The organism is Streptomyces sp. ADMS (assembly GCF_033441795.1).
GTDB lineage: Bacteria > Actinomycetota > Actinomycetes > Streptomycetales > Streptomycetaceae > Streptomyces.
The window spans coordinates 44,626-59,126 of sequence record NZ_JAVFVX010000009.1; the positions used below are offsets into that span (position 1 = coordinate 44,626).

Annotated in this window: 17 protein-coding genes and 2 pseudogenes; 8 read left to right on the top strand and 11 right to left on the bottom strand. The window is 70.7% G+C overall.

The window, feature by feature from the left end; translation table 11 throughout:
* The first annotated feature begins 12 nt into the window (after nucleotides 1-12).
* Nucleotides 13-998 (top strand): annotated as a pseudogene (locus RB628_RS06270) (phosphotransferase family protein).
* 49 nt (nucleotides 999-1,047) lie between these two features.
* Here the strand turns inward: RB628_RS06270 and RB628_RS06275 are convergent.
* Nucleotides 1,048-2,148, bottom strand: a complete 1,101-nt coding sequence (locus tag RB628_RS06275; protein WP_318319340.1) for a PHP domain-containing protein — start codon at nucleotides 2,146-2,148, stop codon at nucleotides 1,048-1,050.
* Nucleotides 2,149-2,283: 135 nt separating this feature from the next.
* Here RB628_RS06275 and RB628_RS06280 point away from each other — a divergent pair, with 135 nt between their 5' ends.
* Nucleotides 2,284-2,541, top strand: a complete 258-nt coding sequence (locus RB628_RS06280; RefSeq protein ID WP_318319281.1) for a hypothetical protein — start codon at nucleotides 2,284-2,286, stop codon at nucleotides 2,539-2,541.
* On the opposite strand, the gene RB628_RS06285 is transcribed toward RB628_RS06280, so the two are convergent.
* Together RB628_RS06285 and RB628_RS06290 are read right to left on the bottom strand one after the other, a co-directional pair.
* Complete coding sequence (locus RB628_RS06285; protein WP_318319282.1) at nucleotides 2,538-3,200, bottom strand: VanZ family protein; 663 nt, start codon at nucleotides 3,198-3,200, stop codon at nucleotides 2,538-2,540. The two genes, RB628_RS06280 and RB628_RS06285, sit on opposite strands and share 4 nt — an antisense overlap.
* Nucleotides 3,201-3,318: 118 nt before the next feature.
* Nucleotides 3,319-3,978 carry a DUF4230 domain-containing protein gene (locus tag RB628_RS06290; protein ID WP_318319283.1) on the bottom strand — a complete coding sequence of 220 codons (660 nt, stop codon included), beginning with the start codon at nucleotides 3,976-3,978 and terminating at the stop codon, nucleotides 3,319-3,321.
* Nucleotides 3,979-4,330: 352 nt separating this feature from the next.
* On the opposite strand from RB628_RS06290, the gene RB628_RS06300 reads away from it, so the two are divergent.
* The gene (locus RB628_RS06300; protein WP_318319284.1) at nucleotides 4,331-5,284 is read left to right on the top strand and encodes a ribose-phosphate pyrophosphokinase; all 954 of its coding nucleotides are present in this window, start codon (nucleotides 4,331-4,333) and stop codon (nucleotides 5,282-5,284) included.
* A gap of 21 nt (nucleotides 5,285-5,305) precedes the next feature.
* Here RB628_RS06300 and RB628_RS06305 read toward each other — a convergent pair whose 3' ends face one another.
* Nucleotides 5,306-5,653, bottom strand: a complete 348-nt coding sequence (locus RB628_RS06305; protein ID WP_318319341.1) for an anti-sigma factor antagonist — start codon at nucleotides 5,651-5,653, stop codon at nucleotides 5,306-5,308.
* On the opposite strand from RB628_RS06305, the gene RB628_RS06310 reads away from it, so the two are divergent.
* Complete coding sequence (locus RB628_RS06310; RefSeq protein WP_318319347.1) at nucleotides 5,609-5,746, top strand: hypothetical protein; 138 nt, start codon at nucleotides 5,609-5,611, stop codon at nucleotides 5,744-5,746. The two genes, RB628_RS06305 and RB628_RS06310, sit on opposite strands and share 45 nt — an antisense overlap.
* A gap of 115 nt (nucleotides 5,747-5,861) precedes the next feature.
* Here the strand turns inward: RB628_RS06310 and RB628_RS06315 are convergent, their stop codons facing one another.
* Nucleotides 5,862-6,290, bottom strand: coding sequence for a MarR family winged helix-turn-helix transcriptional regulator (locus tag RB628_RS06315; protein ID WP_318319285.1), 429 nt, complete (start codon nucleotides 6,288-6,290; stop codon nucleotides 5,862-5,864).
* Between the two features lie 103 nt (nucleotides 6,291-6,393).
* On the opposite strand from RB628_RS06315, the gene RB628_RS06320 reads away from it, so the two are divergent.
* Nucleotides 6,394-7,848 (top strand): aldehyde dehydrogenase family protein, encoded by a 1,455-nt coding sequence (locus RB628_RS06320; protein WP_318319286.1) that lies wholly within the window; start codon nucleotides 6,394-6,396, stop codon nucleotides 7,846-7,848.
* A gap of 56 nt (nucleotides 7,849-7,904) precedes the next feature.
* Nucleotides 7,905-9,014: an NAD(P)-dependent alcohol dehydrogenase gene (locus RB628_RS06325; protein WP_318319287.1), complete on the top strand. Its 1,110-nt coding sequence runs from the start codon at nucleotides 7,905-7,907 to the stop codon at nucleotides 9,012-9,014.
* 382 nt (nucleotides 9,015-9,396) lie between these two features.
* Here RB628_RS06325 and RB628_RS06330 read toward each other — a convergent pair whose 3' ends face one another.
* From RB628_RS06330 to RB628_RS06340, 3 genes are all read right to left on the bottom strand, one after another.
* Complete coding sequence (locus tag RB628_RS06330; RefSeq protein WP_318319288.1) at nucleotides 9,397-9,960, bottom strand: TetR/AcrR family transcriptional regulator; 564 nt, start codon at nucleotides 9,958-9,960, stop codon at nucleotides 9,397-9,399.
* A complete protein-coding gene (locus tag RB628_RS06335) occupies nucleotides 9,957-10,319 on the bottom strand; it encodes a DUF1304 domain-containing protein (RefSeq protein WP_318319289.1) in 363 nt (120 codons plus the stop codon). Before RB628_RS06335 ends, RB628_RS06330 begins: the two co-directional genes overlap by 4 nt.
* A 110-nt stretch (nucleotides 10,320-10,429) precedes the next feature.
* Nucleotides 10,430-10,618 (bottom strand): hypothetical protein, encoded by a 189-nt coding sequence (locus RB628_RS06340; RefSeq protein ID WP_318319290.1) that lies wholly within the window; start codon nucleotides 10,616-10,618, stop codon nucleotides 10,430-10,432.
* A gap of 205 nt (nucleotides 10,619-10,823) precedes the next feature.
* Between RB628_RS06340 and RB628_RS06345 the strand changes: the two genes are divergently transcribed.
* Together RB628_RS06345 and RB628_RS06350 are read left to right on the top strand one after the other, a co-directional pair.
* Nucleotides 10,824-11,216 (top strand): VOC family protein, encoded by a 393-nt coding sequence (locus tag RB628_RS06345; protein WP_318319291.1) that lies wholly within the window; start codon nucleotides 10,824-10,826, stop codon nucleotides 11,214-11,216.
* Nucleotides 11,217-11,246: 30 nt separating this feature from the next.
* Nucleotides 11,247-11,777: pseudogene (locus RB628_RS06350) on the top strand (cation diffusion facilitator family transporter); the annotation flags it as partial.
* A gap of 193 nt (nucleotides 11,778-11,970) precedes the next feature.
* Here the strand turns inward: RB628_RS06350 and RB628_RS06355 are convergent.
* From RB628_RS06355 to RB628_RS06365, 3 genes are all read right to left on the bottom strand, one after another.
* Nucleotides 11,971-12,420 (bottom strand): nitroreductase family deazaflavin-dependent oxidoreductase, encoded by a 450-nt coding sequence (locus tag RB628_RS06355; RefSeq protein ID WP_318319292.1) that lies wholly within the window; start codon nucleotides 12,418-12,420, stop codon nucleotides 11,971-11,973.
* A 130-nt stretch (nucleotides 12,421-12,550) separates the two neighbouring features.
* Nucleotides 12,551-13,183, bottom strand: coding sequence for a LysE family transporter (locus tag RB628_RS06360; RefSeq protein WP_318319293.1), 633 nt, complete (start codon nucleotides 13,181-13,183; stop codon nucleotides 12,551-12,553).
* A gap of 263 nt (nucleotides 13,184-13,446) precedes the next feature.
* Nucleotides 13,447-14,319 (bottom strand): endo alpha-1,4 polygalactosaminidase, encoded by an 873-nt coding sequence (locus RB628_RS06365; protein ID WP_318319294.1) that lies wholly within the window; start codon nucleotides 14,317-14,319, stop codon nucleotides 13,447-13,449.
* Between the last annotated feature and the right edge of the window lie 182 nt (nucleotides 14,320-14,501).

Consider the following 14,501-nt stretch of genomic DNA (forward strand, 5'->3'; position numbering starts at 1 on the left):
GAGGCGCGGACGGTGACCGATTCGTGGGAACGGGCCAGACAGGTCCTCGCATCGGCCGGGTTGCCCCCGGAGCATCTCGCGGACTGCCGTCCGCTCACCGGCGGAACGTACAACGCCGTCGAGGAACTCCGGCTGACCGACGACAGCCGGTACGTCCTGAAGCTCCCGCCACCGGAAACGGTCCCGGGGCTGCGCCACGAGTCCCGGCTGCTCGTATCCGAGGCGGAGTTCTACCGGGCCGCCGGCGCGGTCGGCCTACCGGCGCCGAGTGTCGTGGCCGTGGGGGAGGGGCACCTGCTGATGACCGCCTGCCCGGGCGATCCGTGGGACGACTCCCCGACGGATGCCGAGCGGGCGCACCTGAGGAGTGAGCTGGGCGGCCTGGTGGCCCGCCTGCACACGGTCACCGGACCGGCCTTCGGCTACCCCTCCGGTGCTCTCGGCCCCTCGCTCCCGACTGGCGTACGGCCTTCACTGCGATGCTCGACGCCGTGCTCGACGACGTCGTCCGCTATGACGCCTGGCTGCCGGTTCCGGTGGACGAGGTGGCCCGTACCGCCCGGGCCGCGTACGACGCCCTGGACGAGGTCACCGTTCCCCACCTGGTCCACTTCGATCTCTGGCAGGGGAACATCCTGGTCGACCGTTCGACGGGGACGCCCCGTATCGGCGGCCTCATCGACGGGGAGCGCATGTTCTGGGGCGATCCCGTGGCCGACTTCGTGTCGCTGGCCCTGCTGGGGGACATCAGGGGCGACGAGGCGTTTCTGAAGGGGTACCGGGAAGCGGGAGGGCGGATCGAGTTCGACGAGGGGGTCTGCCGGCGGCTTGCTCTGTACCGCGCGTACCTGTACCTGATCATGCTGACCGAGACGGTGCCGCGGGCTGTGGGGGAGGAGCGGGTGGGGTGGGCGCGGGACGTGGTCGGGCCTGCGCTGGTGGGTGCGCTGGAGGACTGTGCACCCGCGTACCACCCGCGCCGGTTCGTCGAGAGGTGAACCTCTCCGTGTGGGTGATCGCCGTTGGCGGGCCGGCGCGCGGTTGAAGTCAGGACCCGCCGTCGCTCTCCCCGGTGCCCGGCGGCGTCCTGCGCTCCCGCGCCCAGACCAGCAGGGCGTCCGCCGGCCAGGTCGTGACCACCCGCTCGGCCGGTACGCCGCACTCCTCCGCACGGGCGCAGCCATGGATCTGCCAGTCCAGCTGGCCGGGCGCGTGCGCGTCGGTGTCGATCGAGAACAGCACGCCCGCCGACACCGCCCGGCGCAGCAGCCGGCGCGGCGGGTCGAGACGCTCCGGACGGCTGTTGATCTCCACGGCGGTGCCCGTCTCGGCGCAGGCGGCGAACACCGCGTCCGCGTCGAACTCCGACTCCGGCCGCGCCCGGCCGCCGCCGCGCTTGCCCCGCCCCCCACCGCCGCCCCGGGGCTCCCGCCCGACGAGCAGCCGCCCGGTGCAGTGCCCGAGCACGTCCGAGTGCGGGTTGCGTACGGCGGCCACCATCCGGCGCGTCATCGAACGCGCGTCCATGCGCAGCTTGGAGTGCGCGGACACCACCACGACGTCCAGCAGCTCCAGAAGCTCCGGGTCCTGGTCCAGTGAGCCGTCGTCGAGGATGTCGCACTCGATGCCGGTGAGCAGCCGGAACGGCGCCCAGGCCGCGTTGAGTCCATCGAGCACCGCCAACTGCTCGCGCAACCGCTCGGCGGACAGACCGTTCGCCACGGTGAGGCGGGGTGAGTGATCGGTGAGCACGGCCCACTCGTGCCCGAGCCGCGCCGCGGTGCGGCCCATCTCCTCGATCGGGCTGCCGCCGTCCGACCAGTCGGAGTGCAGATGACAGTCCCCGCGCAGCAGCGCCCGCAGCCGCTCCCCGTCCCGGAGAGGCGGGGTCACCCCCTGCTCACGCTCCAGCTTCTCCAGGTACCCGGGCACCTGTCCGTCCAGCGCCTCGCGCACCACCTGCGCGGTCTTCGGGCCGATGCCCTTGAGGGACTCCAGCGTGCCGGCGGCGGCCCGCTGCCGTATCTCGCCCGGGGGCAGCGCCTCCAGCACCTCGATCGCGGTGCGGAACGCCCGTACGCGATACGCGGGGGCCAGGGAGCGCTCCAGCAGGAAGGCGATCCGGTCCAGCGCCTCGAAGGGATCCATCGCCATGGCCATCGTCACCTCCGCCTCCAGCGTCGCGCGGGCTCGGCGGGCCCGCAGCACGGAGAGGCGGAGGTGACTGTTCCGGATCTGTCCGCGACTGGTACATGATGGCCGGATTCGCTCTACGCTCTATGTATGACCGAAATGTCGAGCCCTTACATCTCCCGTCCGCGGATCATGGTGCTCGGGGTGCAGCCGAGCGTGCCGCCGTTCCGGATCGTGGAGATCGACGGTGAGGTGGTCGGTGCGGCTCGGTCGCTCGCCGATGTGCTGGCGGTCGCCGCCGCGGCCGGTATCCGGGTCCATGACCTCGACGATCCGGACGTGGTCCGCTGGGTCGGCGGCGACAAGTTCACCTGGACGAGGTGGCCGGCCTCGGCGGGCAGGCCCTAAGCCCGCCGCTTGGGTGCGTGCACCGCGCGGCTGAGCCGGCGGCCGAGGAGCAGGTATCCGATCAGCGCGCCCGAGGTGTTGAGGATGACGTCGTCGATGTCGAAGGCACGCCCGGTGATCAGCGCGCCCTGGGCCACCTCGACCATGAGCATGACGGTCGCGGTCAGGAACAGCACCCGCAGGACTCCCCGCGTCCGGGGCGCGACGACGGGCACCAGGATGCCGAAAGGCACTCCGAGCAGGAGGTTTCCGCCGATCTGCCGGATGGCGTCCCGCATTTCGGGCTGGTCGAGGTAGGCGCGCAGCGAGCGGCCCGGATGGAAGTTGGTGTGAGTCAGCGCCACGGACGCCGGTGACGGCTCCAGGGTCAGCCGGGCCAGGATCACGGCGAACGCCACCATGAACACGAAGGCGCACAGGACCGTCAGCACTCGGGCCAGGAACGCGAACGGGCGGCGCTTCGGTGGAGCCTCCTCAGGGGGCTTCGGGGAAGCCTTCGGTGCGGTCTTCGCCGAGGTCTTCGGGGTCCTGCGGAGTTTCCAGGAGGACCTGGGCGGGGACTTCGGCGGGGACTTCGGTGAGGTCTCGGGCGGCTTGCTCTCGGCCTTCGCGGGGCGCAAACGCAGCGCGGCGAGGGTGCGCGGAGCTGATCGGGCCATCAACGTCCTCCGGTCTTCAACTGATCCCCGTGAAACGGCAGTACCCCCGAACAGGCCGAGGATGCCCCTCCGGTCTGCCCGAATTCCGGGACCCGGCATCCGGGCAGACCGGTCCCTCTCAGGTGCCGTACGTCACGGTCACCTCCGTGAAGCCGAGGGAGCCGAGCAGGCCCTTGAGCATGCCGGTGGTGTTCTCCTCGGCGCGCGCGGTCAGACCGCTCTCCTTCGCCGCGTCACCGATGTGCCGGGCCGCCAGTTTCTGGACGGCCTGTTCGTCGTTCGGGTTGTCGGAGAAGAGGTCGGTGATCCGGTCGAGGAGGCCGCGCTGCTTCGAGACGGCATAGGAGCGGTCGGGGTTCAGCGCGGGCTTGCCGAGAGCCGCGTGCGGCAGCCGGAGCGTCGCGGAGGTGCGTTCCTCGTTGAGCGTCACGTCGTTCTTCGCGATCTTCCCGAGATCGACATAGGCGTCTACCGTGCCCGCACCCACATAGAGCACGCGGGTGCCCTTGATCGCGTCGGGCAGGTACTTGGTGTCCTTCTCCAGGTCCACGACGATCTGGAAGTTGCCGGACGCTGCCTCGTATCGGCTGATGTCCTGGATGGATTCGAGGAGCGCGGGGCCTGAGCGGTCCTTCGTCTCCTCGCCGAAGATGTCCCCCAGCCCCGGAAGCACCGCCAGCCGGAGCCCGGCCAGCAGCAGTGCGAACACCAACACCACGGCACTCAGCACCTTGGCCCAAACGGGCATGCGTCGCACGGCCTTGATGGACGTCGTCATTACGACGGACCCCTTTCTTCCTGCGTTCTGAAGCGCATGCCCGCCAAATGCCCTGCCAGACCGTTCTGTTGTCGGATCGGGACAATTGAGGGGGCCTGCCGGAGCGCACGGTCGTCCGACGCGCGCGACCACCACGCCCCTTCGCCGTGCGTCGGCCCGGGCAGCCGCAGCTCGGCCTCGCGCACCCGCCGGGCCGCCGGTTCACCGGTGAGGTGCCGGGTGTGGCGCCGCCGCCATGACCGGCCCGGCCCAGGAGAACGGCCGCCACCGAATTTCTCCGGAAGACGGCGGATCGGGAACGGCCAGTAGCATGGTCATCGGCCAGCCGGAATGATCATGCTAGGAGCAGATCGTGCGAGACATCGCCGTGTTCAGCGGTAGTGCCCACCCCGAACTGGCCGCCGAGGTCTGCGAGCACCTGGGCGTGCCCCTGCTGCCCGCCCAGGTCAGCCGGTTCGCCAACGACTGCCTGGAGGTCCAGCTCCAGGGAAACTGCCGGGAGCGGGACGTCTTCCTCGTCCAGCCCCTGGTCACGCCCGTCCAGGAACACCTCGTCGAGCTGCTGATGATGTGCGACGCGGCGCGCGGGGCGTCGGCCGGGCGGATCTCGGTCGTCATGCCGCACTACGCGTACGCCCGCTCCGACAAGAAGGACATGCCCCGTATCTCGCTCGGCGGGCGCCTGGTCGCGGACCTGCTGGTCGCGGCCGGCGCGAGCCGTGTCCTCGCGATGACCCTGCACTCCCCGCAGGTCCACGGCTTCTTCTCGGTCCCGGTCGACCATCTGCACGCCCTGCGCGAACTCGCGGTGCACTTCCGCCAGTACGACCTGTCCCGGACGACGGTCGTGTCGCCCGACCTCGGCAACGCCAAGGAGGCCGCTCACTTCGCCCGGCTGATCGGCGCGGAGGTGGCCGCCGGGGCCAAGCAGCGGTTCGCGGACGACCGGGTGCGCATCAGCTCAGTGATCGGCAAGGTCGCCGGACGGGATGTCATCGTGCTGGACGACGAGATCGCCAAGGGCAGCACGGTTCTCGAACTCCTTGAGCGGCTGCGGGAGTTGGGGCCGCGTTCCGTCCGGGTCGCCTGCACCCACGGGCTGTTCGCGGCGGGCGCGCTCAAGCGGCTGAGCGAGCAGCCCGACGTGCTGGAGATCGTGTGCACCAACACCGTGCCGATCCCGGACGAGGAGCGCACCGAGAAACTGAAGGTGCTGTCCATCGCCCCGGCGCTCGCCGAGGCCATGCGCCGCATTCACAACGGCGAGTCCGTGAGTGCCCTGTTCGACGCACCCGGAACCGAATAGACGGATGCGCTCGGCCGGCGGTCATGACGTGCCGGACGTGGCCTCGGGCAGCCCCAGGGCCGCGTCCAGCGACGCGGCCGGCGGCAGCACCCCGGCCAGGCCGGTGACCTTGAGGACGCGCAGCGTCAGCGGGTGCGTGCAGACCAGGTGGATGCGGCCGTCGTGCGCGAGCACCCGGTGCCGGGCCCGGTACAGCAGGCGCAGCCCCGAGCAGTCGAAGAACTCGACACGTGTCAGGTCGATCACGATCCGGGCGTCGGGATGCCCGGTCGCCTCGTCCAGGTGCGGGATGATCTCGACGGCCGCGGCGATGTCGATCTCGCCGTGGAACTCGAGCACCGTGTGGCCGCGGTCCTGGCGCACACGCAGATGCCGGGTGGGCGGTGGAGGATCCTGCTGCACTACGACATCGCCTCCAACCGGCTGCTGTGGGTGGCGGGGCTCGCGGATGGGCACAACTGAGTTCCCCGCCCTGCAAGTTACCCTCGTTGGAGTGAATTTGAGCATGTTCGATTGACATATGTCTTCGAAATCAGTGCGTGGCTCGTGCGCGGATTCCCGCGATTCGCGTGTGGGACTACGACAGCGCTTGCCAGGCCTTGGACAGCGCCTGACGGAACTGGTCCGCCTGATGTGACGTGAGCTCGCGGATCATCCGCTCCTCCAGGTCCCGCACCGGCTCGGTGAAGCGGTCCAGCAGCTCGCGGCCGGCGCCGGTGAGCAGGATCAGCAGCTCCCTGCGATTGCGCGGATTGCGTTCCCGGCGTACGAGCCCGCGGTTCTCCAGGGACCGGACGAGATCGGCGATGGACTGCGCGGTGACGAACGAGTCGCGGGCCAGCTGGGCCGCAGAGAGGCCGTCGTGTCGCTCCAGGACGGTGAGCGAGGTGTACTGGAGTGCGGTGATTCCAGCCGGTCTGACCAGCTCGTCCAGATGGGAGCGGACAGCGAGCTCCACCTGCTTGACCATGTAGAGCAGTGAGGGGGGTGCCTTGGTGCTGACCATGGATTCAGATTAGAGCATTGACAGGAAACCTGTCTGTAATCAGACTGCGGACCAACAGGAATCCTGTTGATTGAAATCTTGGCGATGAGGCTGAGGAGTGGCGATGACCACCTTCGAGATCGAACCCGGGCGACTGTTCGTCGGAGGACAGTGGCGTGAGGCGGCGGACGGAGCACGTACCGAGGTGGTCGACCCGTCCCGGGGCACGGTCGTCACGACCGTCGCGGAGGCGTCGGCGGCCGACGTGGACGCGGCCGTACGCGCCGCGCGGGAGGCATTCGAGAACGGCCCGTGGGCCACGACGACCGGACGCGAGCGCGGCCGGATCCTGAACCGGGTCGCCCAGCTGATCCGGGAGAACGCGGATGAGATCGCGCAGCTGGAGAGTCTCGACGTGGGCAAGCCGATCAGCCTGTGCCACGCGGTCGACGTGACGAACGCGGCCAACGACTACGAGTACTTCGCCGCCCTCGCCTACTCCCTGGACGGCGCGACCCGCGAGACGGGGCACAACGCCCTCGCCTACACCAGGCGCGAGGCCGTCGGTGTCGTCGCCGCGATCACGCCCTTCAACTTCCCGCTGATCCTGGCCGGCTCGAAGCTGGGCCCGGCGCTGGCCGCAGGCAACACGGTGGTGCACAAGCCCGCCGACGAGACCCCGCTCAGCGCCCTCTACATGGCCAGACTGCTCCAGGAGGCGGGTGTCCCGGACGGCGTCGTCAACGTCGTCACCGGCACCGGCCCGGTGGCGGGCGAGGCACTGCTGCGGCACGGTGGCGTCGACAAGATCGCCTTCACCGGCTCCACCGCCATCGGCCGCCATGTGGCGAGCGCCGCGGGCGAGGCGCTCAAGCCGGTCACCATGGAGCTGGGCGGCAACGCGGCACACATCGTCTTCGAGGACGCCGACGTCGAGAAGGCGGTCGGCGCGGTCATCAAGGGCTTTGTCTTCAACACCGGTCAGTTCTGCATGGGCGGCCCGCGCCTGCTGGTCGCGCGCCCGGTGTACGAGACCCTGATCGGCATTCTCGCCGACGCGGTGCCCGGGGTGCCGGTCGGCGACCCGCGGCAGCCCGAGACCGTGGTCGGGCCGATGGCGGGGGAGAAGCACCTGCGCAAGGTCGAGGAGTATGTGGCGCTGGCCCGCAAGGAGGGCGCGCGGATCGTCTGCGGCGGTGAGCGGCTCGACCTGGACGGCGGCTACTACTACAAGCCGACGGTGATCGCGGACCTGGCGAACGACTCCCGGGTCGTCCAGGAGGAAATCTTCGGCCCGGTCCTCACCGTGCAGCCCTTCGACTCCGAGGACGAGGCGGTCCAGCTCGCCAACTCCACGCCGTACGGCCTGGCTTCGGGCGTCCAGACCACCAACCTGGCCCGCGCCCACCGGGTCGCGAACCGGCTCCAGGCCGGCATCGTCTGGATCAACGACTGGGCGATGCTCGATCCCGCGATCCCCTTCGGCGGCGTCAAGGACTCCGGCTTCGGCCGCGAGTACGGCCCCGAAGCGCTCGCCTCGTACACGAAGGTCAAGTCCGTGGTCGTCTCGCTGGACTGAGTGCGCTCACCAACTTGCAGAGTCGCCAACTCGTTCAGTCCGTAAGGGAGTTCACGATGTCCATCACCACCCGCGCCGCGGTCGTCGAGTCCGGCGGTGCACCCTTCACCCTGTCCGACGTCGAACTGGCCGAGCCCGCGCCCACCGAGGCGCTCGTACGACTGGTCGCGACAGGTCTGTGTCACACGGACCTCGGTGTGGCGAGCGGCGCACTGCCCTTCCCTCTCCCCGGAGTTCTGGGGCACGAGGGTGCGGGCATCGTCGAGGCGGTCGGCTCAGCCGTCACCGGTATCGAGCCCGGCGACCATGTCGTCCTGTCCTTCACCTCCTGCGGCGGCTGCCGCAACTGCCGTGACGGACACCCCGCGTACTGCGTGGCCTGGCTGCCGCTGAACCTCCTCGGAGGCCGCCGGGCCGACGGCACCGCCACGATCAGCCGTGACGGCACGGAGCTGGGCGGCCACTTCTTCGGCCAGTCCTCGTTCGCCGAGCGCGCGTTGGTCGACCAGCGGAGCCTGGTCAAGGTCGACCCGGACGTGCCGCTGGAGTCGATCGCCCCGCTGGGCTGCGGCGTCCAGACGGGCGTCGGCGCCGTCTGGAACGTACTCAAGCCGGGCATGGGCAGCACAGTGCTGGTCCTCGGTGCCGGAGCGGTGGGCCTCTCCGCGGTCATGGCCGCCGCTCTTACCCCGGCGACCAGGATCATCGCCGTGGACCGGGTCGGTGAACGCCTCAGCCTGGCCAAGGAGTTGGGCGCCACCCACACGATCAACGCGGGCGAGGCCGATCTCGGTGAGGCCGTTGCGAAGATCACCGACGGACAGGGTGCCGATGGCGTCGTCGAGACCACGGGCAACGTCGCCGTCCTGCGCCAGGGCGTCGACGCGCTCGCCCAGCGGGGCACGCTCGTCGTGGTCGGCGCCCCGCCCTTCGGCACCGAAGTCGCCCTGGACGTCAACGGGATGCTCCCCGGCAAGCGCGTCGTGGGCCTCACCCTTGGCGACGCCGAGACGCAGACGTTCATCCCGGCCCTGGTGGACCTGGTGAAAACCGGCCGGCTCCCGCTGGACCGCCTGATCAGTACCTACCCGTTCGCGGACATCGACCAGGCGGTACGTGACATGGGCGCGGGCAAGACGATCAAGCCGGTACTGACCTTCGGCTGACCGCAGTTCGTGTCTTCCGGCGGGGCCGTCGAGCGCGTCTTGCCCGACGGCCCCTGTCCACCGAGTGGCCGGGCCGCTGAGCTGCCGGGCTGCCGGGCCGCCGAGTGGCCGGGCCGCCGGGGCATGAGTGCAGGGACCGTTGTCCCTTCGGGTGCATGCCCGCCCGGGGGGGTCCTGGGGCGAGCCCGGCCTGTGTCCGGAACACCCCGCTTCTTTCGGGGACCGCTGGGTCACCGGACCGCCCGTGGGGCCGGCGCCTGGTGTGTCCCCGGCGGCCGGTGAACCGCCGCCTCCGAGCCTTCAGTGCCGGGACGTCGTCCCGAGAGCCGCCGGCCCACCCGGGCGGCCCCGTACCCACCCCGTCCGGCCGGCGGCGCCACCCTCAGCGGCTCCGGTGCAGCGCCACCAGCAGCTGCCACACCTGGTGGGCGATGTCGTCCGACGTGGCCTCGATTCGCCCGTGGAGCCAGTCCGCCAGGACCCCGGCGAAGGTGGCGGCCACGGCCGACGCGACCAGGGGAGCGTCCGCCGCGCCCGCTAGTTCGCGCTCCGCGAGGCTCCGTGCGCGCAGGTCCCGGTGCAGAACCTGGCCCAGTGGACCCCCGCCGCCCGGGCTCAGCAGGGCCCGGTACAGCGCGGTGTGCGGGGTGAGGGCCGCGAAGAACTCCAGAAGCGCGGCCGGGGCGATCACCGGGTCGGGCCGGCCGCGCCAGGCGTGCAGGGCGTCCACGGCTTCCCGTACGACATCGGCACAGGCGTCGACGGCCAGCGCCTCCAGGTCGGGGTAGTGGACGTAGAAGGTGGCCCGCCCCACCTCCGCCCTGCGCACCAGCGTGGCGACGCTGACCTCCGCCAGCGGGTGCTCTGCGCACTCCGAGAGGAGGGCCTCGCGGAGCTTCGCCCGGGTGCGGGCGGCCCGCGGGTCCTCGGGCGCGCCGCGCGTCACCGCGCGACGAGGACGGCGGCCAGGGCGATGGCGCCGGGCAGCGCCTGGGCGAACAGGATGCGCCGGTTGGCGGTCGCCGCCCCGTAGACGCCTGCCACGATCACGCAGGAGAGGAAGAAGACCTGCACCCGGAACCCGGTCGGATCGGCGGCGATCAGCCCCCAGACCAGGCCCGCCGCGAGAAACCCGTTGTAGAGCCCCTGGTTGGCGGCCATCGCGGCGGTCGCGCGTGCCATCTCCGGGTCGAACCCGTGGAACCTGCGCCCCTGCTCGCGCTGCCACAGGAACATCTCCATCACCAGGATGTACGCGTGCAGTGCGGCCACCAGACCGACCAGCACATTCGCGACCGTCTCCATGCTCGGTTAACTCCTGTGTCAGGCCCCTGAGGGCTTCTTCTTGGACAGGTGTCCATCATGGACAGATGGCCAGCGTACATGGACGACTGTCCAGCAAGTCGACCGCGTTGTCAGAATGTGCCGATCGCCCGCAGCATGCCCGACCACGCGCCGCCCGCCCCCACGATCACCGTCCCCTTCCGCCCGGCCACATACCGGGACTCGTCGCCCCCATCACCGGCCTCTTCGCCGAGGACGCCGGCACCCGTGCCCCGAGCGCCCGGCGCCGAATGGCCGCGCGAGACCGCGTCGTTCACCATGCGACCGCCCGCCGCCTGGTGACGGCCATGCGCCGCAGCTCCTACCCGGACCGCACTCGACCTCTTCCCGACGGCGGCGGCCACCCGTCTCGCGCAGCTCACCGCGCCGGATGACGCACGGCCCGTGTGAATCCGGCGTGCGGGGTACCCGCAACGGAAAGGGCGGCGGCGAGACAGGCCGCCCCGGACCCCGTACGGAGGAAGCATGACCTTGGTCACAGCAGGTGTAGTGGTGCTGGACTGCGCCGAGCCCGAGAAGCTCGCCGCCTTCTACATGGAGTTGCTGGAGGCCGAGGAGACGGAGACGACCGTCAACCGCATCGAGATCAGGGGCGCCGGGGGAACCCGGATGGAGTTCCGCCTCGACTCGAACATGACTCCGCCGAGCTGGCCGCGCGCCGAGAACTCCTTCCAGGTCCACCTCGACTTCCGCGTGAGCGATCTCGACGAGGCGGAACGCAGGGTGGTCGGGCTCGGCGGACGCGCGCTGGAGACGAAGGACGCCGGTACACCGTACGAGGAGCGCGGGTACGCCGACCCGGCCGGCCACTCGTTCACCCTCCGCCGGGTCACGCCGACGGCACCCGAACAGCGTTGACGGCGGCACCGGACAGGAGGGAACCGGGCGGTGCGCCGCCCCGCGGACCGCAGGACGCGCGTGACCGTGCTGGTGGCGCTGGGCGCCAATCTGCTGATCGCCGCAGCCAAGGCCGTCGGCGGACTCTTCAGCGGGTCGCCCGCTCTCCTTTCCGAGGCGGCGCACTCCGTGGCCGACAGCCTCAACGAGGCCTTCCTGCCCGCCGCCCTGCGCCGCGGCCGCCGCCCCGCCGACCGACGGCACCCCTTCGGCCACGGCAAGGAACGGTTCTTCCGGTCGCTGCTCGCAGCGGTCGGCATCTTCGTCATGGGCGGCTGCTTCTCGTTCTTCCAGGGCGTGGAGGCGTTGAGGAGCGACACCAAGGAGTCCTTCGGCGGCTATGTGGCGGGCCTGGCCGTGCTCGGGGTCGCGCTGCCCGCGGAGGGAGGCTCTCTGCTGCGGGCAGCGCACCAGGCGAACACGGAGCGCGGAAAGAGTGCAGCGGGCGATGCGGGAGCTCTTCGGGACCCCGCCCCGCGTACGGTGACCGCCGAGGACGGCACCGCCGTGCTCGGTGGGACTTCAAACGCCCGGTCGCCCGTGCGGTCCCCGAGGCCGGCGAGATCTTCCTCGGCGTGACCGACGGGGACGCGAAGGAGGCAGCGGAAAGCCCCGCCGCGACGGGGGAGCGCGGCGGGGCCTGAGCCTCAGGTGCCCGGAGGCGGGAGGTTCATTCCTCCGGGCACCGCGATTTCTTCTGGCCCGGCGGCCTGGATCAGCTCCCGTCGGCCGTTTCGAGGACGAACACGGGTATCTCGCGGTCGGTCTTCTTCTGGTACTCGGCGTACTGGGGGAACGCGGCGACCGCCCGCTCCCACCACACGGACTTCTCCTCACCGGTCACCTCACGGGCGACCATGTCCTGGCGCACCGGCCCGTCCTGGAGGTCGACGTGCGGATCGGCGAGGACGTTGAAGTACCAGACCGGGTGCTTGGGGGCCCCGCCCAGCGAGGCGACCGCCGCGTACACGCCGTTGTGCTCCACCCGCATCAGCGGCGTCCTGCGGATCTTGCCGCTGCGGGCACCCCGGGTGGTGAGCAGGATGACCGGCATGCCTGTGTCGAGCAAGGTCGTTCCCTGGGTGCCGCCGGAGCTCTCGTACAACTCCACCTGCTCACGCACCCACTGTGTCGGACTGGGTTCGTACTCGCCCTCAAGAGGCATGGACTTCGTCCCATCGTCTGGTTGCCTGTGACTGTCGTGCACGAGGGTCAACACCGGGGCGGGGCGGATTCATCCGGGGCACGGTCGGCCCCGGGCCGACGGCTCGATGTCGGCCACGCCCACGCGCGCATCATGTCGGCGACACCACCATCCGCACCGCCAGTGCCATGATCACCGCACTGGACACCAACGCCGTCACCAGCCGCCCGCGTCGGCCCGTCAGTGCCCGGCCGAGCAGTGCGCCGCCGGAGGCGATCAGCACCTGCCAGCTGGCCGAGGCGACGAAGGCCGCGAGTACGAACACCCCTTGTTCATAAACTGATACGGCGTCCGAGGCCCGGCTGCCGAGCACCAGCGCGGCGAAGTAGATCACGGTGGTGGGGTTGAGCAGCGTGATGCCGACCAGCATGAGAAACGCCCGGAGGGGGCTCGGCGGCGTGGTGCCGGCGCGGATGGACAGCGCACCGTCGCGGTACTGCCGCAGGGCGCCGGCTCCGCCCCGGACCGCGAGGGCGGCCAGCACCAGGGCGGAGGCCCAGCGCAGCGGTACCAGCACCGGCTGGAGGGCGCCGGCCGGCGCGGTGCCGCCGAGCGCGGCCAGCAGGGCGTAGATCCCGTCGGCGGTGGCGACACCGAGCGCCGCGCAGACACCGGTCCTGAGGGACGTACGTGCGGTGAGGGAGACGAGATAGGTCGTGACGGCCCCTACGGGGATGGCGATGCCGTAGCCCGCCACAAGCCCCGCGACCAGCGCGGCCGTCATGACCGGGGAAGCACGTGCCTCCGGTGACGGCCGGGCTGCTGCTGGTCCCGCACCGGACGAGCGGCGTTGGCGGGCAGTGGCAGGAGGGCTTCGATCGTGGACATGGCGTGATCCTGCGGGCGGAGACCGCAGGCCGGCAACTCATTTTGGGTTTCCGGATGACCGAGACGACGGCACCGGCTCCGAAACGCTTTTTCTACGTCGTCGCCCCTCGTTCAGACGGGGCCCCCAGCCCTGTGACGGGCCGATGTCCCAGTTCTGTCTCAGCGGGTCCGGCGGATGTACCCGGCGCTGCCAGGTGTCGACACATCGACATCCCTGCGGACGATGCTCAGCCGGTCGCCGAAACGCGCACGGGCCTTGCGCAGCCCGGTGTCGGTGTACTCGATCACGACGACCCGGTCGTCGAACGCCTCCGCGTACTCCCCGCACTCGTCGTACTCGCCGCACTCCTCCGCGACCGCGAAGTCCAGTCCGGTCTTCTTCCTGAGCCCGGCCAGCTCCACGGTGTTCTTCTGGCCGATGGCCAGCCCGCGGGCGTGCGCGTGGCGGGAGAGCAGGGTGATGAAGCCGGTGGCGTCGTCGGCGGTGAGGAGGTCGTCGGAACGGGTGTAGCTGTCGTAGTTGTCGGGCTCGACCGCGTCGAAGCCCTTGTCGGCGCAGCCGTCGATCCACTCGTTCACCCGCGCCGCGATCCGCTTCCGCTTGGCCGCCGTACCGATGTCGAACAGTGCCTCGTCCCAGTCGCCGTCGACGACGACCTCGCCGTTCGTGTCCCGCAGCAGCAGATCGGCGGGCCACGACTTCTCCTCGCCGGGCTGCACCTGGAAGGCGTTGACGTAGCAGATGTTGTAGAGGCCGGGTGCTGGAGCCGCCGTACGGTCGCGGCTGACGATGCGCACGCCCGCCGGGGGACGGTAGGAGCCGCCGATCTGGTAGTCGAAACCGGCGTGCAGCGGCGGCAGTCCGACCTCGGCCGCAGCGGTGGGCGAGGGCGTCGGGCCGGGCTCGGCCCCGTTGTTCGCCCCCGGCGAGGTACCGCAGGCCGTCAGTCCCCACAGCGTCGCGCAGACGGTCGTCAGCACGGCCACCGCCGTATTCGGACCTCCGACGCGCAATACACCCTCGACGGGCATGTCCGCTCCATCGATCGCGGGTACGACCACTACCGGCTGTGCGTACCTCTGTGCACCGGGCACGCGGCTCGGCACGATCAGGATCAAAGCGCCCGCGACGCGCGCAGTCAAATGGGTGCCGGTGCGCGGGCGTTCGCGGCAGCCCCGGTCACGTGACAGAAGCCCGCGGCCGGGTTTCCCGA